Genomic DNA, 26,385 nt, shown 5'->3' on the forward strand with positions numbered 1-26,385 from the left:
TATAACTAAAATTAACATCTTAAAAACTATATGAAATCAAATTCAAAATCATTTATTTGGGCCGGCGTTATTGCGCTGGCTGTTTCTGGTTGTGCATCTGTTCAAAAAAACACAACAAATGAAACTACCCAGGTAAGTTCTTCGGTTACAGCATTGCCCCTGGATACCAATATCCGGATTGGAAAACTGTCAAACGGCTTTACTTATTACATCCGCAGGAACACAGAACCCAAAGAACGGGCTCAATTATACCTGGCTAATAAAGTTGGTTCTATTCTGGAAACTGATGAACAGCAAGGATTGGCTCACTTTTTAGAGCACATGAGTTTTAACGGAACCAAAAATTTTCCGAAAAATGACTTGGTTAATTATCTTCAAAAAGCCGGTGTTCGCTTTGGCGCAGATTTGAATGCATATACCAGTTTTGATGAAACAGTTTACCAGTTGCCTATCCCGACGGATGATCCGGAAGTATTTAAGAATGGGCTTCAAATAATGCGTGACTGGGCACAGGACGTTACTTTAGAAGAATCTGAAATTGATAAAGAACGCGGAGTTGTTATAGAAGAAAAACGCTTAGGAAAAGGCGCTCAGCAACGAATGCAGGATAAATATCTACCCATGTTATTTAATAATTCACGCTATTCGAGCCGTTTACCAATTGGTACCGAGGATGTATTAAAGAACTTCAAGTATGAGACGCTTCGCAAGTTTTATACAGATTGGTATCGTCCGGATTTGCAGTCTCTGATTGTAGTTGGAGATGTAAATATTGCAGAGGTTGAGCAGATGATAAAAAATAAGTTCTCGGATTTAAAAAATCCGGATAAGCCAACACCACGCACCCAATACAGCATTCCGTTGACAGGTAAAAATCAATTTGTTGCAGTTACTGATAAGGAATTTCCGGTTACTGTTGCACAGATTATTATTAAACACCCGGAAACTGTTGTTAAAACCACTGCTGATCTTCGCAACAACATGATTCGCTCCCTTTATAACCAAATGACGGCGGCTCGTTTCAGCGAATTAACCAAACAAGCCAATCCGCCTTACTTACAGGGAGGTAGCAGCATTGGCGGCTTTCTCGCAGGCTTAGATGCGGCAACTTCATACGTTGTGGCCAAACCGGGCGAGCTGGAAAAAGGCTTTAAAACAGTATTGACCGAAACAGAACGTATCAAGCGTTTTGGTTTCACCCAAAGCGAACTTGAGCGTGCTAAAACTGCGTTTATGACTGCTCAGGAATCTGCTTATAAAGAAAAAGACAAAACTTCTTCAGAAAGATTTGTGAATGAATATCTTCAGCACTTTTTAAAGGGAGAAGCCAGTCCGGGTATTCAGTACGAATTTGATTTCTATAAAAATAATATTGAAGGCATTGCCGTTGCGGAGATTAACAACATCGCAAAAAAATATATTAGTGATGTTAACCGCGATGTCATCATCATGGGTCCTGAAAAGGATAAAGATAATATGCCCGATGAAGCCACTGTTAACAGCTGGATTACAAGCGTAACAACAGAAAATATTACTGCGTATGTTGATCAGGTATCTGATAAGCCGCTATTATCTTCAAAATTAGTTGCCGGAAAGGTTACAGGTGAAACTAAGACAGAAAGCTTGGGAATTACCGAATTAAAGCTAAGCAATGGAGTTAAAGTAATTTTAAAACCAACCGATTTTAAAAATGATGAAATCAGCTTCAGTGCAATTAGTCCGGGTGGAACTTCTCTTTACAGTAACGCTGATTTTCAATCAGCATCTAATGCAGCAACAATTGTTAGCAGAAGTGGATTAGGAGATTTCAACTCAATTCAGTTAAGCAAATTATTGACCGGTAAGCAGGTTCAGGTTCAGCCAAGCATTAATGAGCGTAACGAAAGTTTGGTTGGTTTCACAAATCCAAAAGATTTAGAAACTGCTTTACAAATGGTACATCTTTATTTTACTCAGCCTCGTAAAGATGCGGAGATATTTGAGGGATACATTACCCAGTTAAAAGGTAGTTTAGCCAACAGAAGCAATGATCCAAACAATGTTTTTGCTGATACTGCTGCTGCCGTTTTAGGTAATTACAATGTTCGCAGAACCGGACCAACTTTGGAGAAAGTTGAGCAGATTAATTTAGATCGTGCATATGCAATTTTCAAAGAGCGTTTTGCAGATGCAAGTGATTTCACTTTTACTTTTGTAGGAAACTTTGATCCTCAGCAAATTAAGCCATTATTAGAGCAATATATTGCAAGCTTGCCTGCATTAAACAGAAATGAGCAGCCAAAGGATTTAGACATTAAAACTCCGGCAGGTAAAATTCAGAAATCTGTATTTAAAGGTCAGGAGCCAAAGGCAAATGTAAGATTGGTATTTAGTGGTGATTATACTTACAATGAAAGCAATAACAATCAATTAGACGCTTTGGCGGAAGTATTAACTATTAAACTTATTGAACGCTTACGCGAAGATGAAGGCGGAGTATATGGAGCCGGCGCTCGTGCCAGTTACAGCAAATACCCGCAGGGCCGTTACAGCATGAATATTTCGTTTGCATGCGCACCCGAAAATGTTGAAAAACTAATTGCCTCTACACTGGATGAAATAAGTAAGGTTAAGAAAAGCGGAGCTCAGTCTGTTGATATTGAAAAGTTTCTTGCAGAGGAACGTCGCAGTACAGAAACTCAGTTGAAAGATAATGGATTCTGGCTTGGATATTTAACCAATGCAGTTCAAAACAATGAAGATCCGAAACAAATATTAAGCTATATGGAATCCCTGCAAAAAATAAAGCCGGAAACTTTAAAAGCTTCTGCCAATCAGTATTTAAGCGGAACAAATTTAGTACGGCTGGTATTATTGCCAGAGAGCAAATAAATTAAAAAATGAATTTAATGCCGTTAAGAGAAATCTTAGCGGCATTTTTATTTGTTCAGATTACCAAAATACATTTCCGGACATCGCAACTTTAACCTAAATGCAAATAACTGCAAATCAATAATTTGTCGCTTTGATAAATATCTTTTTAGAAATCTCACAAAATCAAAAAACTGTTGTTTACTATTAAAATTGATCAAATTGATTTGAATAAAATTGAAACCTAATTAAAAGGTCATCCGTAAAATGTCAATATCTAATTGAAAAACTTTATGTTAGAAAATAACCAGGTTAAAACGAATAAAAATATTCAAAATTCAATTCTGTCATTTTCGAATTTGGCTACTACGGCCTATAGAATGTTTTCGCAAGAGGATTTTTTGAACATGATGTCGGAGATGAGTACAGAGGAAATACAACTCGATATTGAGCGGTTTAAAAATTTAAAGGAAGATGCAATTTGTAAAAAATTAGAATTCGTACTTAAGGAAAAGAAAAATACAGAATTGGTAGACCTCAGTTCATTACTTAAAGTAAATATATAATTAAACTAATATTCGATATTTGAAGCCGGTGATATTTATTACCGGCTTTTTTGTGTTTATAATTTTCAAATCATGGAAAACTATTTCCCCATTTAACCCCAATCTTAAAATGAAAACATACATAATTAGCGGAGCAGGCAGCGGAATTGGCAGAGCAATTGCCACAAATTTAGCATCTCAGGGTAATATATGCATACTGCTTGGTCGTGATCAGAAAAAACTGGAGTTAGCGGCTTCAGCCATCAGCGGAGAGCCTATTATTCTACCAGCAGATATTCGTTCTGCCGAAAGCCTTAGCGTAGCTTCGAAATTTATTTCAGATATTAAAATTGACGGCATTATTGCCAATGCGGGTATAGGCGGCGAAAATCAATGGGGTTTATCAGACAGATGGGAGGATATTATTTCTACCAACTTAACAGGAACTTACAATTTTGTGAACACCTTTTTGCCTCATCTACGCCATTCTGAATCAGCATTTAAACATATCATTCTGACTTCCTCTGTACTTGCCCGCTTAGGAGTTGCCAATTATTCAGCCTATTGTGCGAGCAAGGCAGGCTTATTAGGACTTATGCGCTCATGGGCCGTTCAGTTCGCAGCAGAAAATATACTTGTAAATGCTATTTGCCCGGGTTGGGTAGATACAGAAATGTCGCAGGATGGATTACAGGGAATAGCTGATGGTTTGGGAATCAGCAAAAATGAATTTCATGCAATTGCAATGGAGAGTGTTCCGCTTAGAAAAATGAGCCAGCCAGAAGAAATAGCCAATCTTGTTTCTTACCTGCTTGGACAAAGCTCTATGACCGGCCAAACATTGGATATTAACAATGGAGCTGTAATGAACAGCTAAAAAAAAACCGGCTAACAGAATTAGCCGGTTTTTTAATATTTATTTACCGCCGGTTGTAGAAGTAGAAACTTCAGTAGTTTGAATTCCAACTTTAGCAGAATGATCACTTTCATTTTTTAAGCGATCAATAGCCGTTACAATATAGGTATACCTTTTATTTGGTAAAACCGAATTGTCTTTGAAAGAAGTCTGTTTTGAATCAAATGAAAGTTGCAGAATATTCTTCGGGTCGCTTGTATTAATATCATCGCCTTCATTAAAACGATAAACCACGTAACCGTAAGCTGTTTCACCATCCGATGCTTTAAGTGGTGCCTGCCAGTTCAGATCAACACAATTATCAAATGCTTTTACCTGAACTTCGCGGGGAACATTTGGTGCAATTGGATCCAGCCAAAGCATAGCGGGCTGCAATGCAGGATAGCGGTAAAACTCTGTTCTTAATGAATCATTAACACCTGCCAGATTATCAGTAAGGGATTTAGAACTAAAAAATACACTTCCCTGCACACGGGCATTATTGCGTAAATAACGAATCTGATCAGGAATTTGCTGACGATTTCTCCAGCCTTCCCTATTTTCTGCCGCCCGGTAAGCAGCCTGTCCGATATATAAATGCTTCCCGTATGTATTATTGCTCCACCAATCTACCAGTTTTTCATAAGGCGCAGCAGCATAAAAAAACGGAAAATAGATTTGCGGATTGATATAATCTATCCAGCCTTCTTTGGTCCATTTTCTTGCATCGGCATACAATTTTCCATATCCGTCAAAACCATTACTTTGAGATCCTTCGGGATCCTGAGAAAGATTTCTCCAAATTCCAAATGGACTGATTCCAAATTTCACATAGCTTTTAGAAGCATGAATACTGTCTGATAAAGTTTGAATCAGCGTATCTACATTATTCCGGCGCCAATCAGAGATATCCTGAAATTCAGAACCATATTTCTGATAAGTATCTGTATCGCGGATAACCTGATTTTTTTCAGGATAAGGGTAAAAATAATCATCGAAATGAACACCATCGATATCGTAATTTTTTACCACATCCATAATTACCTGAACGATATATTCTCTAACTTCAGGGATTCCGGGATTAAAAAGCTTCTTACCCGAGAAGGTAAAAAACCATTCGGGTTTTTGTTTAGTAATGTGATTAGGGTTGGTGTGCGAATCTAATAAATCAAAAGTAGCACGGTAAGGATTAAACCATGCATGCAATTCCATACCTCTTTTATGCGCTTCGTCGATGGCAAAATCAAGAGGATCATAATACGGATTTGGAGGTAAACCTTGCTTTCCGGTTAAAAACCTGCTCCACATCTCACGACCTTTTCCATAAAAAGCATCTGTTGATGGTCTGACCTGCAGCATAATGGCATTTATACCACTTCGCTGATGATCATCTAAAATACGCAGTAACTCTTTTTTTTGAATCTCGGAAGATAATCCTGGTTTTGAAGGCCAGTCAATATTTACAACCGTAGCCAGCCAGGCTCCCCTAAATTCCCGCTTAGGCGATGATGGCAGCTGCGAAAACAGATTGTAGGAACTGAAAAGGAATATCAGGGAAAGAAAAAATGCTTTTTTATTCATGAATAAGTATTTGGAAAACTAATATGCAAATATAACTAATCCTGTTAAGTACAAGGACAAGTCTTTGCCCAGTCTTCAGAATCAACATAATAACCGATCGCGATGCTTAAATTGAGAACGCCTGAGTATACGTTTTCTTACCTGACAAGTTCATAGAATGAATGAAAAATATTATTTAACAGTTTGAATCAGATTATCGTAAAAGAAAAAATATTATCAAAAAAATATTACACTTGTGATAAATGCAACAAAAAAATCACAATAAAATCTATTAAAAAAAGTTATAGCTGTATCAAAAAATGCTCTGTTTGGTATATAAACAGGTTTTTTATAAATTTAAATCTAATAAAACTAAATCATCAGCAAAATAGTCTTGTATTCTATAAAATAGTAAAACAGAATATAAACATCTTAGAATTCTATTTTACACGCATCAAAATTTTTGTCGAACTAATAAATTGAATAATTAACAGTAATTTAAAGTATGGAAAACGAAAACTCAGAACAGCAACCACGGAAAAACTCTAATAAAATCTATTTTTTGGTAGCCGTTATACTTGCTCTATTAGGAACAAATGCGTACCTCTTTTTTAAAGAACAAAAATCGAGCGAACGAATTGTAACGATTAGCGATGAAAAATCGAGAATGCAAACTGAAATCGACAAGATTGAGGCCGAACTTGATAATTCTAACAGCAGCAACATCAAATTATCTGAGCAAATGCAGAAAGAGCAAGACCTTGCCCGCCAGAAAATTGCTGATTTGCGTACAGCGCTTAAAAAAGGACAATTAACTCAGGGCCAACTTGCCAAAGCACAGGAAGATATCAAGCAGCTAAGATATTTTGTAACCAAGTATACCGCTGATATTGAAGAACTAAAACAGCAGAATGCCGCATTAACAACTGAGCGTAATACCTTGAGAACTACAGTTGATTCGGTAAGTACAAAAGCGAGTAATCTGGAAAAAGTGAATGAAGAGCTTAGCGTGAAAGTAAAAGCTGCCGCAGCTTTAAAAACCGGAAATGTTTCTATCATCCCATTAAGAGTAAGAAACAGTGGCAAAGAATCGGATGTAACACGTGCAAATACTGCCAAAAAATTGCGTGTTAACTTTACTGTTGTAAATAACGCTGTTGCTGAAAAGGGAATGCATGATGTATATATGCGCATTATTGATCCAAGCGGAAATCTGATCGTTTCTGACAATGGCGGAATGTTTACTGCTGACGATGAAGAATTACAGTATACTTATAAAACCGCAGTTGAGTTTGCAAATGACGGTAAAGCGTATGCTATTGACTGGACCAATCCAGGAAGTTTCCAGAAAGGAACTTATACCATTGTTTTATATGCTGATGGCTACACAATGGGCAAAGGAGAAATTTCTCTGAAATAAACGATTTAAAAACTTAAATAAAAAAGCATTCTGAATAATTTCAGGATGCTTTTTTATTTGGATGCTGTTTACAACAGCTACAAGAATTCACCTTTTAGATTAATCAAAAGCTAATGGAATATTTATATAAAACGTAGTACCAATATCCTGTTCTGTTTTGTAGCTGATATTCCCTCCCATATTTACTAATGCCTGTTTAACAAATGCCAATCCAAGGCCCGTTCCGGAACTTTTCGTAGTAAAATTTGGAGTAAATATGCGGGATCGTAAATTATCTGGTATACCTGAACCGTTGTCGTGAATTTCCAGAAATGCATTTTTAGCAGTATTGTAAAGTTTAATTTTAATTACTCCCCGTCGAATTTCCGGCCTCGCTTCAATTGAATTCTTAATTAGGTTATTAAAGCAGCGAAGCAGCTGATCCTTATCTCCTTTAACAAAAGTTCCCGGAGTAATTGAGTCATTAATAATAATAGTGGTGTGCTCAGAATGACGGTACAATTCTACAGATTGCTGAATAATTTCAGACAGATAAACATCTTCCAAAACAGTATCAGGCATTTTGGCAAAATTGGAAAACTCTGAAGCTATATGTGCCAGACTTTCAATTTGCTCGACAAATGATTTGCTGAAACGCTCAAACTTCTTATCAAAATTAGGATCTTTTTCTTTCCATGATTTCTCCAATAACTGAACGCCAAGCTTTAAGGGAGTGAGTGGATTTTTGATTTCGTGAGCCACTTGTTTTGCCATTTCCCGCCAGGCTGTTTCACGTTCTGAGCGGGCTAGTTTTTGCGTGCTGTCGTCAAGCGCCGAAATCATATTATTATATTCACGGATTAAATTTCCTATTTCATCATTTCTCTTCCAGATAATTGGTTCATTTCTGCGACCTATTTGAGTTTCGCTTAAACTCTTTTGAATCAGGGTTAAGGGATTTGTTATACGGTTTGCTACAAATACCGCAAAAAAACCAATGGCCATAAATACCAGCGCATAGATATTTAGCAGTGCATTAATAAAAATGCCTATGCGTTCTTCATAGTCGCTTTCATTAGAAAAATAAGGCAAACCGAGGTAAGCAATGGCTTCGTTTTTAGTATTGCGAAGGGGAACATAGGCAGTGATAAAATTAAGCCTCCCGATTTCTTCTTCATTAATAAATTCAGCCTTCTGAAGTTTATTTAAATACACATAGGCCAGCGGATTCAGTTTTCGGGCAATCAGATTATTTTCGTAGATCTTAGGCTGAGTGGTCATCATCAAATTGCCGCTGGTATCAAATAAATTAAGATCTGATCCATTCAGGTCAGCAAAAGTATTTAATGCCATTTCTGCCTGCTCATTAGCCATTAAAACGCCGTTTCTGAATAAAGCCATGTCAAAGCCTCTCGCCATTTTATTCACTTTATCCAGGATACTTTGCTCCTGCTGTTCGCGATACTGATTACTTATATTGTAAAATGTAATGATTCCTGTAATTAGGAGCGTAAGAACAACTGCAGAAACCATGGATACCTGAATTCGTGTTTTATACAGCATTCTGCCGGGGTAGAAAAGCGTGTTCCACCGCAAATTGCTGAATCGGATGTCATAATTAATAAAGCTGAACCATATCCATTTAAACAGAAACACCAGGAAAGCAAATAACAGAAGTATTAAAAATATGAAAGACACCGATGCCAGCTGAGGCAATAAGCCCTTTATTTCTTTACTGATAATTACGAGTTTGCTTTGGGTGGGCCGATAGACCAAATGACTGTACTTTACACCGTTCAGGTTAACTTTATTGACAAATACAAAGTCTCTGATTTTACCCGAAAAATCATAATTAGCCAGGTTGTAAATGTATTTACCATGCTGATTAAGCAATCTGCCGTCATTATAAAAGGCGTATGAATAATTTTTTGACTGTAAATTCTCTTTAATCTTTCCATCTATAAGTAGTTCAGGAAATTCTCCCATTTCATTTAATGGTTTGGATTTTAACTCAATTACCAGAGTACCCAGATTTTTATTATTCTGATTAATGGGCAATAGCGCAAAATATTTCTGAAAACCGAATGTATTGTTAACACGATAAAAATAATCTGATATTTTTACCGATCCGGCGAGTACCAGGCTTTTGAAATTAGATAAGTAAACATTCGAATCTCCCCGAAAAAGGTTCTCTCCCCTGTTAAATTCATAACATTTAAATTCATAGCGAGATAAATACCCTGAAAAATAGATTTTCTGCAATCTGTTTAATAAAGGAGCGTGATTTGCAATCGGATTATTGTAATAATCTACTACGGCGCTATCTTTTGAAATCTTCTTTTCTAAATCTAAAAAGAGGAGAACGGCATTCGGATCATCAGAAGAAATGATTTTTGAAACTAATAATTTTCGCGATTCATGCTCCTTTAAATAGTCATATTCAGATAGTTTTAAGGAGGCTATTATCGAAAAAATCAGAATAGCGCCAATAAACATTCCCGCATTAAACAACTTTTTATTATGATAATAAGCCCATCCTGAAATAAACAGAATTGCTCCAAATAACAGAAAATAAATGCTGAATTTACCGGGAAGGGTATTGTATAATGCCGCAATCAATAAAGCGGATAAAAACAAAATTAATCGTTCCGTATGATTAATGTTCAACGTATCGGCAAGTACAAAAACTGAATTTATAAGTAAATAAAGACTAAGTGATGCGAAGCAAAAAATGAGAATCCCCAGCCAGCTTACCCAGTTAAGATTGAGAACATTACTTACATCAAAATTTATTTTCGAATTGCTGACGAGGCCGTAAAATAAATTATCGACTAGAACAGCATAGCCGCAGAGAAGAATGGCGACGATAATAATTATTACAAAGCTTAAAATTCTCCCGGCAGGTTCACGGCTGAAAATTATCCGGAAACGGTAGCTATAGATATAGGCGATCAACCAGGTAAATGACAATACATTTAAAAGCAAGCCACCTATAGACGGAGAGAGATAACTGGCTGCATAATACTTCGGGTTAAATATTTCAATATCAAAATGATTTTGAAACCAGGGACTGGAAAGATCCAGCAACCGAAATCCCAGTAAAAAAAATGCAAGAAATGCGATTGAGGTTTTTACATGTCCGCGACCTGCAATCCAGTTACTCAGATGATTGATAAATATTAACCCAAATACAACTGTCAAAATCCACATCCACAATTCGAACGATGAATAATATACATTTAAGGCTGAAGGCTTCAGCTTAACGGAAAACAAGTATTTGCCTTCCAAATTGCGAATATTATATACTCCTCGATCATTGATAGAAGCTATATCAAGATTGTTTTCTTTGATCAGATCATCTGAAAAAGTATTTTGCAGATATTGATTTTGATACGGATAATCTGATTTGATAGGTATGCAGGCAAGTACAGAAAATTCACCTTCCGTTTTCTTTATAATTTCATACTCACCGTTTTCCCAGGATAAAAATGTGCTGCCCTCCCGTATTGAACTGTCAGAATCAAACAGAATACGGTTTCCGCCCCAGAATAGTAACTTTCCGTTTTTGTAAGTGTGAATGTAAATTTTATGCCGGCCGGCAAATTCAGGTATTAGTTTTTGAGCCCATTCTTCATTTCTATGAATGTTCTTTAGTGAATCAAAAACTGCAGGATCATTCAGAAAATTCTTTATGAATTTTTCTTTTTGCTGAAGACGTTGTTGAATTTGCTGACCATCCAGGCTTAATATCTCTTCTTTTTTAAAAGTATAGTTGAGGGTTAGAGCCGTGAAAGCAAAACCAAGGGTAAGCACGAAAAGAAAAATCCGAATTTTTAAAGCTTCGCTCAACCGCATATTATTTTGGTAAAAATACTAAAAACAACAGGGGCTCAAAAATTGAGCCCCTGCGAAACTAATATTAAAAATAGATTTTAATTTAAAACTGCACTATTTGTTTCCACAGATCTGCTAACCTTTTTTACAAGTCCCTGCAACACAGAACCCGGACCAACTTCTGTGAATGAAATTGCACCATCCTCAAGCATATGGAGGATAGTTTGCGTCCATCTAACCGGACCGGTAAGCTGCGCTATTAAATTATGTTTTATAGATACCACATCGGTATACGCTTTGGCATCAATATTCTGATATATCGGACAGATGGGTTCATTAATTGTTGTAGCTTCTATGGCGGCCTGTAATTCTACCCGTGCAGCTTCCATTAAAGGCGAATGAAATGCTCCGCCTACATTTAATTTAAGAACTCTTTTTGCACCTGCTTCGGTAAGAAGTTCACAAGCTTTATCAATTCCTGCAATAGAACCAGAAATTACAAGCTGTCCGGGGCAATTATAATTTGCCGGAACCACTACATCACTTACCCGCTGGCAAATATCTTCTACTGTAAAATCATCAAGACCTAAAACTGCCGCCATAGTGGATGGTTGTATCTCACAAGCTTTTTGCATTGCATTGGCACGGGCAGCAACCAAACGCAAACCATCTTCAAAAGATAAGGCACCTGCTGCTACCAATGCAGAAAATTCTCCAAGAGAATGACCGGCAACCATATCAGGCTTAAAATCACTACCTAGTTCTTTGGCCAAAATTACCGAATGTAGAAAAATAGCGGGCTGGGTAACGTTTGTTTTTTTAAGATCTTCATCTGTTCCATTGAACATTACATCCGTAATACGGAAACCCAGAATTTCATTCGCCTTTTCAAATAATTCTTTGGCTTTCGCCGAATGTTCGTAGAGATCTTTGCCCATTCCTACAAACTGTGCCCCCTGTCCTGGAAAAATATATGCTTTCATATCTTTAATCTCTGAAAAGAGATCTTAAATGTTTTAATTTATTAACTAAGATTTGCTGTAATTAATCGGAGAAATTCTGCACGTGTTTTTTCATTTACAAATTCGCCTGTAAATGCTGAAGTTGTGGTTACAGAATTTTGCTTTTGAGCACCCCGCATTGACATGCACAAATGGCGGCATTCAATGACCACTGCCACGCCGGCCGGATCTAAAGTATTGTGAATGCAATCCCGTATTTCATTTGTTAAACGCTCCTGAACCTGCAAGCGGCGGGAAAATGCATCAACAACTCTTGGAATTTTACTTAAACCAACAATATGACCATTTGGAATATATGCTATGTGAGCTTTGCCAAAAAATGGCAACATATGATGCTCGCACATAGAATAAACTTCTATGTCTTTTACCACAACCATTTGGCTGTAATCTTCCTTAAACATAGCGCTCCGCAAAATCTCGTCAGGTTTCATATCGTAGCCATGAGTTAAAAACTGCAGGGCTTTGGCAACCCTTTCCGGAGTTTTGAGTAATCCTTCGCGGGAAGGATCTTCGCCCATCTCGGAAAGTATATCTGAATAATGACTGGCTATACGTTGGATCTTACCCGAATTGTATCTGTCAATTTTTTGATAGCCGTCGATTTCGTCCTCGTCCATCAGTTGATTTGTTGCATCAATTTTCATCTGGCTTTATTAGCCCGGGATCAATCGCCCAGGTATTCTACAAAATTATTTTCGGTTTCATAAAGTTTAACCGAGTGCAATTTAGCACCCTGTGCCTCAATATGTGTCTTTAATTGGTCAAATATTTCTACCGCCAGAACCTCTGTAGAAGCCATTTTTCCTTTCATGAAATTTACATCCAGGTTAATATTTTTATGATCCAGTGCGTCTGTAATATGTGTTTGAATGATAGCTTTCAACTCTTTCAAATCAATTACAAAACCGGTGGTAGGGTTTATTTCCCCCTTTACCGTTACAAACAAATCATAATTATGACCATGCCAGTTTGGATTTGAACATTTACCAAAAACTTCACGGTTTTGCTCGTCTGTCCATTCTTCACGAAACAGCTTATGTGCTGCATTAAACCTTTCTCTTCGTGTAATATAAATCATTGAATATTAAAATTAACGGACAAATATACTTAAAGTCCACGCAAGCACTTAATACAAATGACCCGTTTTAATTATCTTCGCCTAATAAGTAATACCTAAAGCTAATTTATTCGCGATGTAAAGCTCTGTTTGATGATGACCACTAATATAAAATTCGCTTTCCTTTAATCAGAATCCTCACATAATAAATTATTTCTAATGAAAATACTGGTGGTTGCCGCAACACATTCTGAAATTGAGCCCCTACATTCCTATTTAGAAAAGTCGGGCTCAAAAACTTCATTTGAAATAAACGGCCATCAGATTGACATCCTGATGAGCGGAGTGGGCATGGTTGCTACAGCATTTTGTATGGGCAGGCATTTAGCTAAAAATTCGTATGATCTGGCAATTAATCTGGGTATTTGCGGCAGCTTTGATTTTGACCTTAATCTGGGTGAGGTGGTTCTCATTACAGAAGATGTTTTTGCTGAACAAGGTGCTGAAGATGGCGATGAATTTATTTCTATTGACAAATTAGGATTTGGTAAAGCGAGCCAGATTTCTCAAACCGAAATTAAGCTGATTTTGCCTACGCTCGAGAAATTGAAAAAAGTTAAGGCAATCACCGTAAACAAAGTTCATGGAAATGAGCTGAGTATTTCAAAAACGCTTTCACACATTAATGCTTCTGTAGAAAGCATGGAGGGCGCAGCATTTTTTTACGCCTGCAATCAAAACCAACTTCCTTCTTTGCAAATCAGGGCAATTTCTAATTTTGTAGAAAGACGCAACCGCGAAAAATGGAATATTGGAAAGGCTATTAAAAATCTTAATAGCTTTGCCTTCGAATTATTTGAATCGATACCCAAATAGAAATATGAAATTATCCCTTGGCTTTTCTCCCTGCCCTAACGATACCTTCATTTTTGATGCGATGATCCATCATAAAATTGATACTGAAGGTCTGGAATTCGATTTTTTTTTTGATGATGTAGAAACTCTGAATCAGAAAGCCTTACGCCGGGAACTTGATATCACCAAATTAAGTTTTCATGCTTATTCTTATGTAACAGATCACTACGTGCTGCTGAATTCGGGCAGTGCATTGGGATTTGGCGTTGGGCCGCTGCTAATATCCAAAAAAGAGATCCTCAATCCATCGGCAGAAATGGAAAAGTTTCATATCGGCATCCCCGGAAAATACACAACTGCTAATTTCCTTTTGTCTCTGGCGTATCCGGAAGCGATAAATAAAACTGAAATGGTATTTTCGGAAATTGAAAATGCTTTAAATCAGGACAAAATAGACGTTGGATTGATCATTCACGAAAACCGATTTACTTATCTTGAAAAGGGATATAAAAAGGTGAAGGATCTGGGTGAATTTTGGGAGGATCTAACAAGCTGCCCGATTCCTTTGGGCGGAATCATGATCAGAAGAGATTTACCTGAAGAAATTAAACAAAAAGTTAACCGGATTATTCGCCGGAGTGTTGAATTTGCTTTTGAAAACCCCAAATCGGGTCTGGATTTTATCCGCTCTCATGCCCAGGAAATGAGCGAAGAAGTAATGTACAAACACATTGAATTATATGTGAATAAATATTCTATAGACCTGGGAGATGAAGGACGCAAAGCCGTAACTGTACTTTTTGAAGCAGCAACAACCCTGGATATTATTCCTAAATCAACAAAAAATTTATTCTTATAAGTCAACCGATATGATCATAATTACAGGCGCCGCAGGCTTTATTGGAAGTTGTCTGGTTCAAAAGCTAAACGATGAGGGATTTACAGATCTGGTATTGGTAGATGACTTTTCAAATCCTGAAAAGAACAAAAACTTTGAAGGAAAGAAATTCTCAAAACTGGTTAACCGCGATGAGTTTGCAGAGTGGTTAAAAGCTGAGCACCTGCATGTTCAGTTTGTATTTCATATTGGCGCCAGAACAGATACTACAGAATTTGACCGCGAATTATTTAACAGATTGAACCTGAATTATACACAGCAGATATGGAATATTTGCATTGAGTATGGTTTGCCGTTTGTGTATGCATCATCTGCGGCCACCTATGGCTTGGGAGAAAATGGGTATGATGATGACGAATCAATAATTCCGCATTTAAAACCTCTTAATCCTTACGGCGATTCTAAAAACGACTTTGATAAATGGGCTCTTCTTCAGGAGAGGAAACCGTATTTCTGGGCGGGCCTTAAATTTTTTAATGTTTACGGACCTAATGAATATCATAAAGGCCGGATGGCTTCTGTTATATATCACACTTTTAACCAGATTAAGGAAACCGGATCGATGAAATTATTTCAATCTCACCATCCCGATTTTGAAGATGGCGGGCAAATGCGTGATTTTGTTTATGTAAAAGATTTACTGAATGTGCTCTATTTCTTTCTGCATCACCGCAAAGATTCGGGTATTTATAATCTGGGCTCTGCCCGTGCAAGAACTTTCAAAGATCTGGCAGAAAATACGTTTAAAGCCTTGGATCTGGATCCCCAAATTTCTTTCATTCCAACACCTGCTGACATACGCGGTACGTATCAATATTTCACAGAAGCAAAAATGGAAAAATTACGGTCAATAGGATACACATTACCATTTCATAGTCTGGAAGAAGGAATCAAAGATTATGTTCAGAATTATTTAAAAGACCATAAATATCTATAAATCGTCTCGCAGGTTTTCAATATGCTTTACGCTTAAACGCGATGAGATTGAGGATGCCATCAGAGATACCAGAATGACCGTACCAAAAACCAATATAAAATCCATCCATTTTAATGTAATCGGATAGGACGTGGTGATGAGATTTGTAGAACCCATTTCAATAAAACCATAGTGCTGCTGCAGCAAACAGAAAGTATATCCAACCAGTAAACCAATAAGGCATCCAATCATGGAAATCATCATTCCTTCGGTGAAAAATATGCCTCTGATTAGTTGTTTGTCGGCGCCCAGACTACTTAAGACTGCTATGTCTTTCTGCTTATCAATAACCAGCATGGTTAGTGAACCTATAATATTAAAAATGGCGATGATGAGCACAAATGTCAGAATCAGAAAAATAGCCCATTTTTCTGACTGAAGAATTTTATATAAGAGCTGATTTTGCTGGCTGCGGTTTTTAACGATAAAGTTACTGCCCAGTTTTTTACTTATTTCTTTCTGATATTCGTCAACAGCATCCGGTGATTTTAAATTTAATTCGATAAAAGAAACCATCTTTTCTTCATTCAGCAGCTCACGGGCAAAACCAATCGGTACAATTACAATGTCATTCATATCCTGCTGCGACTGAATAACGCCTGCCGGATGAATTGCCTTGATATTGAACTCTTCGGCGGGGTTAATTGAATTCTGTGCTCCTTTTTTGGGGGAATAGATTTCGATGTCCCTGAAATCGTCCTTTATATTTACCGATAAATAACTTTGAACAGCAGCTCCAATCACCGCATAATTTTCCTTTTTATCCTGAAGCACAAAATTGCCGTCAAGCATCATACTATCTAAGCTTTTCCCTTTTATGTAGTCGGCCGAAACGCCTTTCACCAAGCCTATAAACTGTCCGGAATCATACCTTAACAATGCTTTCTCCTGTAATATCTCCGTATAATTAGCTACCCGGGAATCTTTTTTAATGCTATTAAAATAGGCTGGCGAAGGATCAAAGGTTTTTCCTTTTGCAGGCTCAATTCTCAGTTCAGGAGTAAACGTATTGTACATTGACAATACCAGAGTTTCAAATCCATTAAAAACAGAAAGAATAATAATCAGCGCCGCACTGCCAACAAAAACACCAAGCATGGAAATTCCTGATATAAAATTAATAGCATTCACCGACTTTTTGGAGAACAGATACCGGCTGGCTATGTAATAGGAAACTTTCATTAATTGGATTTAGATGGAAGTACTAATTTAAAAATGGATTGTTTTCTTTCTCAAACCCAATTGTTGTGGACGGACCGTGGCCGGGATATACTTTACAATCATCCGGAAGGATAAAAAGATTTTCGCGAATGCTTTTTAAAAGCTGCGCATGATTTCCTCCGGGAAGATCTGTACGCCCGATGCTTTGATAAAACAGCACATCGCCGCCAATTACAAACTGATCTGGCGCACTGTAAAAACATAAATGAGCCGGTGAATGGCCCGGAGCAAAAATCAGTTCAAGCTCGCTGTTTCCAAATTTCAGCGTACCGCTTTCTCCTAAATAAATTTCGGGTAGCGGTGAAACTTCATAGCGAATACCCATTTGCGGGGCATATGAAACAACTGCAGACAGCACCATTTTTTCTCCTTCATGAAACTGAGGCAATAAACCGTAGGTTTCATAAATAAACTTATTTCCTAATACATGATCAATATGACAATGTGTATTAAGAAGCAGAACAGGTTTCAATTTATTTTCAGCAATAAATTTAAGTACTGCGTTTTGTTCATCTCCTGAGTACATTCCCGGATCAATAATTACGCATTCATGCGTCTCATCATAAAGAAGATAGGTATTCTCCTGATACGGATTGCAGGTAAAGGATTTCACTTGGATCATAATTGCCGTAAATTTAACAGTATTAAGCAATGAACAATAATGTAAATGTTGTTCAAATGGTTTTAATGCGATGCTTTATATTTGACTGATGATAAAAACCATTGTTTTTTATGACGGAAGCTGCTCCATGTGCATTGGCGTAACTGGTTGGTTAAGCAGAATTGACCATAAAAAACAATTCAGGCTGGAACCTTATCAAAACTCAGAACTCATTTCACAATACCCTCAAATAAATCCGGAGGATTGCAGGAACGAGCTTCACATCATCTCAGAAAGTGGTGAAATATTAAAAGGAGCCGATGCCATTTTAGAAATTTGGAATAAAGCAGAACATTGGAGCAGTTTCATGGCTTTCATCTTTCGTCTTCGGCCTTTTATCTGGATAGCAAGACCGCTATATCGATTAGTTGCCCGCAACCGGAGATGGATTTATAATTGATTTAGAAAAAATCAATTTTCCCATTTAAAGGATTTGATCATTACATCAATATCTTTCTTAACAAAATCAAGAACCGGCTGTATAGAATCCAGGCGTGGCTGCTCGTTAAAATAAAGCGCCCCACGCAAATAATGATTTGTACTGTCTGTTAGAAAAAACTGCACTGAAGAAGCTGTATTACCATCTATTGAATAATAAACTCCATAAACTTTCTTTTCAGGATACGAAATCAGCGCTTCATCTATGGCGGTAGCTTTTACAGTATGTTTAAAAGCAAAGCTACGGGCATCTTCTACAAGCTCATCGAATATTTTCTTTGAACCTATGGTTTGATAACTTAAATGAATGCGACCATTAAATTGGGGATAAGCAATATCAACCCAGCAGGGCTTTGCATCCGCAGCTTTATCTGGCAAAATCTGTGCATACACCGGATAATCAAAACTATAGGCGCAGTCTGACTGATAGGTTTTATAAGCTTTAGCAGGAAGATCTATTTTAAAAAAACCACGGGGTTTTGGGGCATAGTCATTAGAGCAGGATGCTAACAAATTCAGACAAAAAAATATCAGTAAGCATTTTATAAATTTCATTAACTATTCCATATCTCCCAGGCTTTTTCGGCCTGAATGTGTAACATTTCTAAACCGTTTTTGGTAATTGCGCCATGCTCACGGCCACGTTTTAAAAATTCTGTTTCCTCCGGATTATACACCAGATCATACAGAATATGCTTCGATGTCAACGCATCATAAGGGATTTCCGGCGCCTGAGTAATATTGGGATACGTACCAACCGGAGTGGTATTTATGATCAGCAAACGCTCCTTTATCATATCGGGAGTTATCTGTTCATAACTCAACTGCTTTTTTATTGATCTTCTGGAAACACTTTTAAAGCTGATTCCTAATTTGTTAAGTACATATGCTACAGCACGGGCAGCACCGCCTGCACCCAATATAAGTGCTTTGGGATGGTGATTTTTTAACAATGGCTTCAATGACATTTCAAAACCGTAAGCATCAGTGTTATATCCTTCAAGTCTAACCTGCAGGGAAGAAAGCTCGCCCGAAAAAAATGCTTCGACAGGATGTGAGTTTACGATTTTAATGCAGTTAACCGCATCAATTTCTTTGGCCGCCGGATCAATCTTATCCAGGTAATACATCACGCCAATTTTGTGTGGCACCGTAACATTTAAACCGCACAGATCAGGATTTCTTTTTATTAGCTCCGGTAATTCACTTAGATTAGGCATAGGAAAAGCCTCATAGCTAAACTCTTCTTCCAGGCCTTCCTTTTTAAACTTCTCGGTAAAATATTTTTCAGAAAAGGAATGCGTTAAGGGATATCCTATAAGTCCGAATTTTTTCATAAATAATTTATAAAAAGCAATAAATCTGTATGCTTAACCTGTTCAGAATGGTTTTCAAACTGATAAATTAAAGCAAACAGATTTAATGTAATGTAAGACAGCAACAGCTTCGGGGCTATACTTGTTTTAAATCCAGAAAATGAGAGAAAGTATCTCCCCTTAAGCCAATACGCAACGTTTCAACCGGAATTACTTCTGCCGGAGCAATATTTCCAAGGTTTACATTTGTACCCAAAAGTTTGATGAACCAAACCTGCTGAGCTTTCTGTGGAGCTTCAAAAATTATTCTTTCCTGCGGAATTTGAGTCAAAATTTCATCAATTAATCCTTCTCTAACTTCACCAGAATCCCGGTAAATACCGACGTTTCCACCTTCGCGGGCTTCGGCAATTACTTTCCATGATCCTGCTTCAATTTCTGCCTGCATTAATGCGATCCATTTATATGGAGCAAATATTTTAGCCGCATCTTTTGATCCCACCTCAGAGATCACAGTCACCTGCTCGCTTAATTTCCTAATATATTCGCACTTTTCATCATGCGGAATTTCAATAGATCCATCTGAAACCTCGGCGAATTTCATATCGTACTTATCCAGAATTTTACGGTAATCATCAAATTGATCACGAATTACAAATGCTTCAAATAATGTTCCGCCAAAATAAACCGGAATATTGGCATCGCGGTAAATCTTTAGTTTTTCCTCCAGATTTGGTGTTACAAAAGATGTAGACCAGCCCAGCTTAACTATATCAGTATGAGCGCCGGCAACTTCAAGGAAATCATCAACCTGACGCATGCTCAGGCCTTTATCCATAACCATAGTTAAACCATTCTGACGTGGTTTTTCGGTACGTTCAGGAATATTCTTAAGGGTATAATTCATAATAGTGCAAATCTCAAAAAAAAATCCAAAACAGAAAGCTTTGGATTAAGAGTTTTTAGTGGTATAACGGTTTATAATATCAACGATGATCTTATTATCATGCAATTGGGGAAGGTATTCAAATAAGATATAATGTTTTTCGGCGTCTGCATTCAGAGCAGTTTCCAGATATGTTAAAGCTTCATTGTATTGCCCGTCGGCAAAAAGATAAGCCACCATACGATAATACAGTTCGGCAGCATCCGGGTTATTTTTAATCGCATCAGAAATGGTTTCGATAGCCTGGGCAAGTTTATCCTGCTCAAATAATATCGAAGAATAATCCAACCACGCTTCTACATCAATGGGGTTTAATTCAACCACCATCTCGTAAGCCTTTTCAGATTCGTCAAGCTGTTTAAGCTTATATTGAGCATCGGCAATAGCAAACCAGTAATCTGCATTTTTATCATCAATGTCCAGTGCTTTCCTGTAAAAATGCAAAGATTCGAAATAACGCTCTTCAAAATCAAGGGTAACCCCTATTCCGTACCACGCATCAGATTGTTTTGGATCAATTTTAACCGCTTTTTTGTAGAAAGAGCGGGCTTCATCCATATGCTCCAGTTTTTCGTAACATTCGCCGATGGCACAATAGGTTTCGCCATTTGGCGGTTCGTATTCAAAGGTTTGTTTATAAACCTGAATAGCATCTTCGAACCGGTCTAAATGAACCAGTGCATTCCCTTTGTTGAAATAAGCTGAAGCAAAATTATCTTTTATCAGGATGGCATAGTCGTAAGCATCAATGGCCTTTTCAAACATTTCCATCTTATTGAATGCATTGCCTAAATTATACCATGCTGCATATGAATAAGGTTCGTTATCAATATATTGCTCGTAAAAACTGATGCTTTCCTCCTGCTTATCCATTACATCATAACAGAAAGCAAGTTCATATAAAGCATCCTGATTTTCCATATTCTGCTGTAAGCAAAGTTTGAGATACGTTACAGAACTTTCATAATCGCCCAGACTTTGATAAACATAAGAAATATGAAGTAAGATCTCATCAGTAGCTTCAGCGTTTGCAAGAGCCTTTTCATAATTTTCCAAGGCCTCCTGATGGCGCTCCATTCCCTCAAATATATTTCCGCGAATAGTATAAATATCCGCATTTGAAGGTTCCAGAGTTTCTGCTTTGCTTAAAGATTCAAATGCAGTATCCAGCTGATTTGTGGCAACGTATAACTGGGCTTGTTTTATAGGAAATACTGCGGCAAAGGGATGTTGATTAAGGGCATATTCTGCCACCTGTAGTGCCTTGATCGGATCATTTTTCTCTACGTAATAATCTATTATATTTTCAAATGCCGAAGCATCAAAAAAATACTGATCCTGATTACGGATCATCTCCTCATATCGCTCTACCGAAAATCTGGGATCTTCGGAGAAGTCAAATTCAAAATCTTCTTCCATCCTAAAATTACGATCAAGAACGTTCGCCTGGCGCTGTATTAAGCAATCAAATTGCCTGCCAAACTGCAGTTTCAATCAATTTAACCCAAAAAGTCAATTTATCAACTTTTATTTTTCCACATACCAACCTCAGTATAGGTAATTGCCTGAGAATAAATTAAATAAAGTTTTAAAAATTTTAAAGCTCCTTTTCGAGTTTACGTGTTGACCCGCCTTTGTGGAAATGATTAACTTTGGCAAAAATACTAAATATTATGCAAATAGATATTGATCCGATATTACAGCGTTTAGGAATAAAAGCTATAAATGAAGCTAGCAGTACAGGTAAAAACTGGAACAGTGCGGGTACCAATGCCATACATAAAGTTTTTTCGCCGGTAGACGGCAAACAGATTGCTGAAGTAAAATTCGCTTCCGAGGATGATTATGACACTACAATTAAAAAAGCTCAGGAAGCTTTTAAGGTTTGGCGAACATGGCCTTCACCCAAAAGGGGCGAAATTGTTCGTCAGCTGGGAGAAGCTTTACGCGATAATAAAGAAGATTTAGGCAAGCTGGTTTCTTACGAAATGGGTAAGAGTTTGCAGGAAGGTTACGGCGAGGTACAGGAAATGATTGATATCTGTGATTTTGCTGTAGGCTTGTCACGCCAGTTATATGGCTTAACCATGCACTCAGAAAGACCTTTGCACAGAATGTATGAGCAATGGCACCCACTCGGAATTGTAGGAATTATTTCGGCATTTAATTTCCCGGTTGCAGTATGGAGCTGGAACGCGGCATTAGCCATGGTTTGCGGCGATGTTTGTGTATGGAAACCTTCAGAAAAAACACCTTTAACTGCGGTTGCCTGCCAGAATATCATTCAGAAAGTTTTTGAGGCAAATGACGTTCCGGAAGGAGTTTCATGCCTGCTTATTGGAGACCGGACTATCGGAGAGCTGATGAGTAACGATCCCCGGATGGCTCTCATTTCTGCTACCGGTTCAACCCGCATGGGTAAAGCAGTAAGTGCTGCCGTTGGAGCTCGTTTAGGGAAAAGCCTTTTAGAACTTGGCGGAAATAATGCGATTATCATTTCCAAAGATGCCGATCTGGAAACTTCTCTTATCGGAGCCGTTTTTGGAGCTGTAGGCACCGCCGGGCAGCGTTGTACATCTACCAGAAGATTAATTATCCACGAAAGTGTGTACGAAGAATTTAAAAATAAACTGGTAAAGGCTTACGGACAATTAAAAATCGGAAATCCGCTGGATGAGAAAATCCATGTGGGACCGCTGATTGATCAGGATGCGGTTAAATCCTACCTGGAATCTATTGAAAAATGTAAAGCCGAAGGCGGGAACTTTGTTGTTGAAGGCGGCGTACTAGAAGGTGAAGGATATGAATCAGGCTGTTATGTTAAACCATGTATTGCTGAAGCAAAAAATGAATATCAGATTGTGCAGCATGAAACTTTTGCACCGATTTTATATCTGATGAAATACTCCGCACTGGAGGAGGCTATTGCGATGCAGAACGGAGTTCCACAGGGTTTATCATCCGCAATTATGACTTTAAACCTGAGAGAAGCAGAACAGTTTCTTTCTGCAACAGGATCTGATTGCGGAATTGCAAACGTGAACATCGGTACTTCCGGTGCCGAAATTGGCGGCGCATTTGGTGGCGAAAAAGAAACCGGCGGTGGTCGTGAATCTGGCTCTGATGCATGGAAAGTGTACATGCGCCGTCAAACAAATACCATTAATTATTCTGATAAACTACCATTAGCGCAGGGAATTAAGTTTGATTTATAAATAAAATATTCATACATGAAAACCGCCATTCTGAGAAGATGGCGGTTTTTTTATTCTATGAAATTTAAGAGTAGCTATAACTCAATTAATTCTCCAGCAATTTATACCCTTTTCCATGTACATTGATAATCTCTACCCGCGGATCATCTTTTAAATACTTGCGCAGTTTACTTAAAAAAACATCCATGCTTCGGCCGTTAAAATAATTGTCATCATGCCAGATGCTGATGAGGGCTTCTTCCCGGGTTAAAACTTCATTCTTTTTTAAGCATAGCAAACGTAAAAGTTCCGCTTCTTTGGTAGAAACTTTTTGTTGTTTCCCATCATTGGTGATCATTTGTGCGGTATAATCGAAATGATATTTTCCAACATCAAAATTGCTTGGCAGCATTTTACTTTCACCTTTATCCGGATCTGAAACCCGTTTTAAAACGGCATTGATCCGAAGTAATAATTCTTCAATCCTAAATGGTTTGGTAATATAATCATCGCCACCCAGATTAAATGCTTCCGATTTATCTTCGATCATGGTTTTGGCAGTAGCGAAAATAATGGGTACAGTTGGATTAATTTTGCGGATTTCGCGTCCAAGAGTAAAACCATCTTTCTTAGGCATCATCACATCGAGAATGCAAACATCAAATTGGTTTCTAGTAAAGGTTGTTAAACCTTCCTCGCCGTCTTTGCAAAGCACCACAGCAAACTTCCCTTTCAGCTGAAGGTAATCCTGTAACAGCATCCCTAAATTCGGATCATCTTCAACCAATAATATTTTCTTCATATGCTGTTATAAACAAGGTAACACAATCTCAAATTCAGAGCCTTTATCCTTTTCACTTTTTACCCGGATTGTTCCTTTTAATCTCCTGATGATATCATTAACATAACTTAATCCCAGACCAAAGCCTTTTACATCGTGTAAATTACCTGTTGGGATACGATAAAACTGGTCAAATATTTTTGACTGCTGATCGCGGTTCATTCCAATTCCTTTATCGGCTACCCGTATAACCAGATTTTTGCCGGCATTGGAAGTGGTAATTTTTATTTCCGGATCACCTTTGCTGTATTTATTGGCATTATCCAGCAGGTTAAAAATCACATTTGAAAGATGCAATTCATCTCCCAAAACCGTTGCTTTTACAGCATCGAGCTGCAAAACAATGCTTGCATTTCTCTTTTCAAGCTGCAAAGACATGCTGTCTACTATGGCCGAAAGAAGATCGTTCATTTCTACTTCTTTGTATTCAAGCTTTAAATCACCCTTATCTATTTTGGCGATATTTAAAACCCGCTCTATATGGTTGCCCAGACGTACATTTTCATCATAAATAATATTGGCAAGTTTGTCTAAACGGCTTCTGTCTTCCGTTAATTCCGGATCTTTTAAAGCTTCGCTGGCAATCATTATAGTGGCAACCGGAGTTTTAAATTCATGAGTCATGTTATTAATGAAATCGGTTTTCATTTCAGACAACTTCTTTTGCTTTAAGATGGAATGCAGTGTATATCCGAAACAGAAAAGCAGAATCAATAATAACCCACCTGATAAACCCATCATAGCCGTAAGGTTTGATAGAATAATATTGGTTTTTTCAGGAAAAGTAACCGTTAGTAAGCCGGCATCACGAATCATGTCTTTGGGGAACAAAGGCGTTTCGTATGTATTAAAAGGAAGAAACTTAGTTTGGTTAGACGCACTGGTTAATATCAGCGAATCTCTTTTTGCAGATGTTACTTTATATTCAAAATTGCTGCTGATAGCCTGGTTAAGAAATTCGTGACGAAGCATCGAATCTAAAATTAGGGGGTGTATCCGCTGACTTAACGGAACATAAACCTGCTGATATTCTGTGTATAGATCTTTGAATACATCTTTGTTCTGCTCTTTTCCATCGAAATAAGCTTTCACTTTTTTTACATCTTCCACATTTTCTTCCGGTTGCCGCGGAGGTACAGGTCGGGAAATGTTAACCAGCTTTGGTTTTGGAATGGTAATCAGCCGCGGGCCATATTGAGGATCGAAAACCACATATTGCCTTACACTATCGGGCTTAAAGGGACTCATTGCATTCGCTGCAGAATTTCTTCTTTCTCCAAATGCCTTTGTCAATGTTTGCTGCGTTTTCTGATGAATCTGGCCCAGATCATCCTCAAACTGAATAACATCTACCTGAAGTTTATATTCCAGATTTTTAAGGTCAGCGGCAGTAATAGCATCATTAAAAGAGACTGCATTGGGATATCGGATTCGCAGGAGACTATCCCTTAAAGAAAAAATACTGTCCGCCTGTTGCTGCTCCGCTTTTAAAATGGAAGCAAACGTTTCAACCGGTCTTCTTTTTTTCCTTGGCAGGCGATTTCTGTTCTGGACTATCTTAGGGTTTTCATTGACTTTGCTTTCAACTTTTTGAGGAACTTCCACCTTGGTTCTTAAAAACCTGTTGGCATCCAGTTTTTCGAGCTTACTTACAACATTACCTAACGCTTCATTTACATTCTGATCAAACAGTTGCGATTTTAGCTGGTAGGATTGCTTTAAAAAATACAATTGCATCCCCATAACGCCCAGCAATGCCAGGGTCATCAAGCTAATGATCAAAATGATGCTTTTTCTATTCATCCCTCACAAAAATAACGCAACGCCTTGTTAATCAATTTGCATTTAACATATTTTAACAAAGAATTAATTCTACC

The 26,385-nt window shown here is 37.7% G+C and carries 22 protein-coding genes; 9 read left to right on the plus strand and 13 right to left on the minus strand.

From position 1 onward, the window contains the following. Positions 1 to 30: 30 nt before the first annotated feature. The 3 genes from G521_RS0102870 to G521_RS0102880 all read left to right on the plus strand — a co-directional run bounded on the left by G521_RS0102870 (position 31) and on the right by G521_RS0102880 (position 4,272). A complete protein-coding gene (locus tag G521_RS0102870) occupies positions 31 to 2,871 on the plus strand; it encodes a M16 family metallopeptidase (protein WP_026897174.1) in 2,841 nt (946 codons plus the stop codon). A gap of 272 nt (positions 2,872 to 3,143) precedes the next feature. Continuing rightward, positions 3,144 to 3,416: a hypothetical protein gene (locus G521_RS0102875; RefSeq protein ID WP_026897175.1), complete on the plus strand. Its 273-nt coding sequence runs from the start codon at positions 3,144 to 3,146 to the stop codon at positions 3,414 to 3,416. 109 nt (positions 3,417 to 3,525) lie between these two features. Further along, on the plus strand, positions 3,526 to 4,272 hold the full coding sequence (locus tag G521_RS0102880) for an SDR family NAD(P)-dependent oxidoreductase (RefSeq protein ID WP_026897176.1): 747 nt from the start codon (positions 3,526 to 3,528) through the stop codon (positions 4,270 to 4,272). Positions 4,273 to 4,311: 39 nt separating this feature from the next. On the opposite strand, the gene G521_RS0102885 is transcribed toward G521_RS0102880, so the two are convergent. After that, positions 4,312 to 5,871, minus strand: a complete 1,560-nt coding sequence (locus G521_RS0102885; protein ID WP_026897177.1) for a glycoside hydrolase family 10 protein — start codon at positions 5,869 to 5,871, stop codon at positions 4,312 to 4,314. A gap of 484 nt (positions 5,872 to 6,355) precedes the next feature. Here G521_RS0102885 and G521_RS0102890 point away from each other — a divergent pair, with 484 nt between their 5' ends. After that, positions 6,356 to 7,270 carry a hypothetical protein gene (locus G521_RS0102890; protein WP_026897178.1) on the plus strand — a complete coding sequence of 305 codons (915 nt, stop codon included), beginning with the start codon at positions 6,356 to 6,358 and terminating at the stop codon, positions 7,268 to 7,270. 99 nt (positions 7,271 to 7,369) lie between these two features. Here G521_RS0102890 and G521_RS0102895 read toward each other — a convergent pair whose 3' ends face one another. The 4 genes from G521_RS0102895 to G521_RS0102910 all read right to left on the minus strand — a co-directional run bounded on the left by G521_RS0102895 (position 7,370) and on the right by G521_RS0102910 (position 13,183). Next, positions 7,370 to 11,104, minus strand: a complete 3,735-nt coding sequence (locus tag G521_RS0102895; RefSeq protein ID WP_026897179.1) for a sensor histidine kinase — start codon at positions 11,102 to 11,104, stop codon at positions 7,370 to 7,372. 77 nt (positions 11,105 to 11,181) lie between these two features. Next, positions 11,182 to 12,066: an ACP S-malonyltransferase gene (fabD, locus tag G521_RS0102900; protein WP_026897180.1), complete on the minus strand. Its 885-nt coding sequence runs from the start codon at positions 12,064 to 12,066 to the stop codon at positions 11,182 to 11,184. Between the two features lie 41 nt (positions 12,067 to 12,107). After that, positions 12,108 to 12,749: a GTP cyclohydrolase I FolE gene (gene folE, locus G521_RS0102905; RefSeq protein ID WP_185095040.1), complete on the minus strand. Its 642-nt coding sequence runs from the start codon at positions 12,747 to 12,749 to the stop codon at positions 12,108 to 12,110. Positions 12,750 to 12,769: 20 nt separating this feature from the next. Then, entirely contained in the window at positions 12,770 to 13,183 is a 414-nt protein-coding gene (locus tag G521_RS0102910; protein WP_026897182.1) for a 6-pyruvoyl trahydropterin synthase family protein, read from the minus strand. Between the two features lie 198 nt (positions 13,184 to 13,381). On the opposite strand from G521_RS0102910, the gene mqnB reads away from it, so the two are divergent. Genes mqnB through rfaD form a run of 3 tightly spaced genes read left to right on the plus strand, consistent with a single transcriptional unit; the run spans position 13,382 to position 15,852 of the window. Beyond that, entirely contained in the window at positions 13,382 to 14,038 is a 657-nt protein-coding gene (mqnB, locus tag G521_RS0102915) for a futalosine hydrolase (protein WP_026897183.1), read from the plus strand. 4 nt (positions 14,039 to 14,042) lie between these two features. Continuing rightward, complete coding sequence (locus tag G521_RS0102920; protein WP_026897184.1) at positions 14,043 to 14,876, plus strand: menaquinone biosynthesis family protein; 834 nt, start codon at positions 14,043 to 14,045, stop codon at positions 14,874 to 14,876. 10 nt (positions 14,877 to 14,886) lie between these two features. After that, complete coding sequence (gene rfaD / locus G521_RS0102925; RefSeq protein WP_026897185.1) at positions 14,887 to 15,852, plus strand: ADP-glyceromanno-heptose 6-epimerase; 966 nt, start codon at positions 14,887 to 14,889, stop codon at positions 15,850 to 15,852. On the opposite strand, the gene G521_RS0102930 is transcribed toward rfaD, so the two are convergent. Next, positions 15,847 to 17,073, minus strand: coding sequence for an FtsX-like permease family protein (locus tag G521_RS0102930; protein ID WP_026897186.1), 1,227 nt, complete (start codon positions 17,071 to 17,073; stop codon positions 15,847 to 15,849). The genes rfaD and G521_RS0102930 overlap by 6 nt on opposite strands. Before the next feature lie 22 nt (positions 17,074 to 17,095). Further along, complete coding sequence (locus G521_RS0102935) at positions 17,096 to 17,734, minus strand: MBL fold metallo-hydrolase (protein WP_026897187.1); 639 nt, start codon at positions 17,732 to 17,734, stop codon at positions 17,096 to 17,098. Positions 17,735 to 17,822: 88 nt separating this feature from the next. On the opposite strand from G521_RS0102935, the gene G521_RS0102940 reads away from it, so the two are divergent. Continuing rightward, positions 17,823 to 18,173, plus strand: a complete 351-nt coding sequence (locus G521_RS0102940) for a thiol-disulfide oxidoreductase DCC family protein (protein ID WP_026897188.1) — start codon at positions 17,823 to 17,825, stop codon at positions 18,171 to 18,173. A gap of 11 nt (positions 18,174 to 18,184) precedes the next feature. Here the strand turns inward: G521_RS0102940 and gldD are convergent, their stop codons facing one another. The 4 genes from gldD to G521_RS0102965 all read right to left on the minus strand — a co-directional run bounded on the left by gldD (position 18,185) and on the right by G521_RS0102965 (position 21,892). After that, positions 18,185 to 18,766 carry a gliding motility lipoprotein GldD gene (gene gldD, locus G521_RS0102945; RefSeq protein ID WP_026897189.1) on the minus strand — a complete coding sequence of 194 codons (582 nt, stop codon included), beginning with the start codon at positions 18,764 to 18,766 and terminating at the stop codon, positions 18,185 to 18,187. Then, positions 18,766 to 19,548 carry a shikimate dehydrogenase family protein gene (locus G521_RS0102950; protein ID WP_026897190.1) on the minus strand — a complete coding sequence of 261 codons (783 nt, stop codon included), beginning with the start codon at positions 19,546 to 19,548 and terminating at the stop codon, positions 18,766 to 18,768. Before G521_RS0102950 ends, gldD begins: the two co-directional genes overlap by 1 nt. 115 nt (positions 19,549 to 19,663) lie before the next feature. Next, on the minus strand, positions 19,664 to 20,434 hold the full coding sequence (locus G521_RS0102960) for a phosphosulfolactate synthase (RefSeq protein WP_026897191.1): 771 nt from the start codon (positions 20,432 to 20,434) through the stop codon (positions 19,664 to 19,666). A 45-nt stretch (positions 20,435 to 20,479) separates the two neighbouring features. After that, positions 20,480 to 21,892 carry a tetratricopeptide repeat protein gene (locus G521_RS0102965; RefSeq protein ID WP_026897192.1) on the minus strand — a complete coding sequence of 471 codons (1,413 nt, stop codon included), beginning with the start codon at positions 21,890 to 21,892 and terminating at the stop codon, positions 20,480 to 20,482. Positions 21,893 to 22,146: 254 nt separating this feature from the next. On the opposite strand from G521_RS0102965, the gene amaB reads away from it, so the two are divergent. Further along, entirely contained in the window at positions 22,147 to 23,688 is a 1,542-nt protein-coding gene (gene amaB, locus G521_RS0102970; protein ID WP_026897193.1) for an L-piperidine-6-carboxylate dehydrogenase, read from the plus strand. A gap of 85 nt (positions 23,689 to 23,773) precedes the next feature. On the opposite strand, the gene G521_RS0102975 is transcribed toward amaB, so the two are convergent. Both G521_RS0102975 and G521_RS0102980 read right to left on the minus strand, forming a co-directional pair. Beyond that, positions 23,774 to 24,469: a response regulator transcription factor gene (locus G521_RS0102975; RefSeq protein WP_026897194.1), complete on the minus strand. Its 696-nt coding sequence runs from the start codon at positions 24,467 to 24,469 to the stop codon at positions 23,774 to 23,776. Between the two features lie 6 nt (positions 24,470 to 24,475). Next, the gene (locus tag G521_RS0102980) at positions 24,476 to 26,311 is read right to left on the minus strand and encodes a sensor histidine kinase (RefSeq protein ID WP_026897195.1); all 1,836 of its coding nucleotides are present in this window, start codon (positions 26,309 to 26,311) and stop codon (positions 24,476 to 24,478) included. Positions 26,312 to 26,385 lie beyond the last annotated feature (74 nt).

The sequence above is a fragment of the Daejeonella oryzae DSM 19973 genome (assembly GCF_000422945.1).
GTDB classification, from domain to species: domain Bacteria; phylum Bacteroidota; class Bacteroidia; order Sphingobacteriales; family Sphingobacteriaceae; genus Daejeonella; species Daejeonella oryzae.

What these genes read in the sequence shown, in the direction of transcription:
- G521_RS0102895 (WP_026897179.1), bottom strand. Translation starts at nt 11,104, where the DNA reads ATGCGGTTGAGCGAAGCTTTAAAAATTCGGATTTTTCTTTTCGTGCTT.
- rfaD (WP_026897185.1), top strand. Translation starts at nt 14,887, where the DNA reads ATGATCATAATTACAGGCGCCGCAGGCTTTATTGGAAGTTGTCTGGTT.
- G521_RS0102885 (WP_026897177.1), bottom strand. Translation starts at nt 5,871, where the DNA reads ATGAATAAAAAAGCATTTTTTCTTTCCCTGATATTCCTTTTCAGTTCC.
- G521_RS0102910 (WP_026897182.1), bottom strand. Translation starts at nt 13,183, where the DNA reads ATGATTTATATTACACGAAGAGAAAGGTTTAATGCAGCACATAAGCTG.
- G521_RS0102940 (WP_026897188.1), top strand. Translation starts at nt 17,823, where the DNA reads ATGATAAAAACCATTGTTTTTTATGACGGAAGCTGCTCCATGTGCATT.
- G521_RS0102965 (WP_026897192.1), bottom strand. Translation starts at nt 21,892, where the DNA reads ATGGAAGAAGATTTTGAATTTGACTTCTCCGAAGATCCCAGATTTTCG.
- folE (WP_185095040.1), bottom strand. Translation starts at nt 12,749, where the DNA reads ATGAAAATTGATGCAACAAATCAACTGATGGACGAGGACGAAATCGAC.
- G521_RS0102930 (WP_026897186.1), bottom strand. Translation starts at nt 17,073, where the DNA reads ATGAAAGTTTCCTATTACATAGCCAGCCGGTATCTGTTCTCCAAAAAG.
- G521_RS0102875 (WP_026897175.1), top strand. Translation starts at nt 3,144, where the DNA reads ATGTTAGAAAATAACCAGGTTAAAACGAATAAAAATATTCAAAATTCA.
- G521_RS0102890 (WP_026897178.1), top strand. Translation starts at nt 6,356, where the DNA reads ATGGAAAACGAAAACTCAGAACAGCAACCACGGAAAAACTCTAATAAA.
- G521_RS0102950 (WP_026897190.1), bottom strand. Translation starts at nt 19,548, where the DNA reads ATGAAAAAATTCGGACTTATAGGATATCCCTTAACGCATTCCTTTTCT.
- G521_RS0102920 (WP_026897184.1), top strand. Translation starts at nt 14,043, where the DNA reads ATGAAATTATCCCTTGGCTTTTCTCCCTGCCCTAACGATACCTTCATT.
- G521_RS0102960 (WP_026897191.1), bottom strand. Translation starts at nt 20,434, where the DNA reads ATGAATTATACCCTTAAGAATATTCCTGAACGTACCGAAAAACCACGT.
- amaB (WP_026897193.1), top strand. Translation starts at nt 22,147, where the DNA reads ATGCAAATAGATATTGATCCGATATTACAGCGTTTAGGAATAAAAGCT.
- G521_RS0102870 (WP_026897174.1), top strand. Translation starts at nt 31, where the DNA reads ATGAAATCAAATTCAAAATCATTTATTTGGGCCGGCGTTATTGCGCTG.
- G521_RS0102935 (WP_026897187.1), bottom strand. Translation starts at nt 17,734, where the DNA reads ATGATCCAAGTGAAATCCTTTACCTGCAATCCGTATCAGGAGAATACC.
- mqnB (WP_026897183.1), top strand. Translation starts at nt 13,382, where the DNA reads ATGAAAATACTGGTGGTTGCCGCAACACATTCTGAAATTGAGCCCCTA.
- gldD (WP_026897189.1), bottom strand. Translation starts at nt 18,766, where the DNA reads ATGAAATTTATAAAATGCTTACTGATATTTTTTTGTCTGAATTTGTTA.
- G521_RS0102975 (WP_026897194.1), bottom strand. Translation starts at nt 24,469, where the DNA reads ATGAAGAAAATATTATTGGTTGAAGATGATCCGAATTTAGGGATGCTG.
- fabD (WP_026897180.1), bottom strand. Translation starts at nt 12,066, where the DNA reads ATGAAAGCATATATTTTTCCAGGACAGGGGGCACAGTTTGTAGGAATG.
- G521_RS0102980 (WP_026897195.1), bottom strand. Translation starts at nt 26,311, where the DNA reads ATGAATAGAAAAAGCATCATTTTGATCATTAGCTTGATGACCCTGGCA.
- G521_RS0102880 (WP_026897176.1), top strand. Translation starts at nt 3,526, where the DNA reads ATGAAAACATACATAATTAGCGGAGCAGGCAGCGGAATTGGCAGAGCA.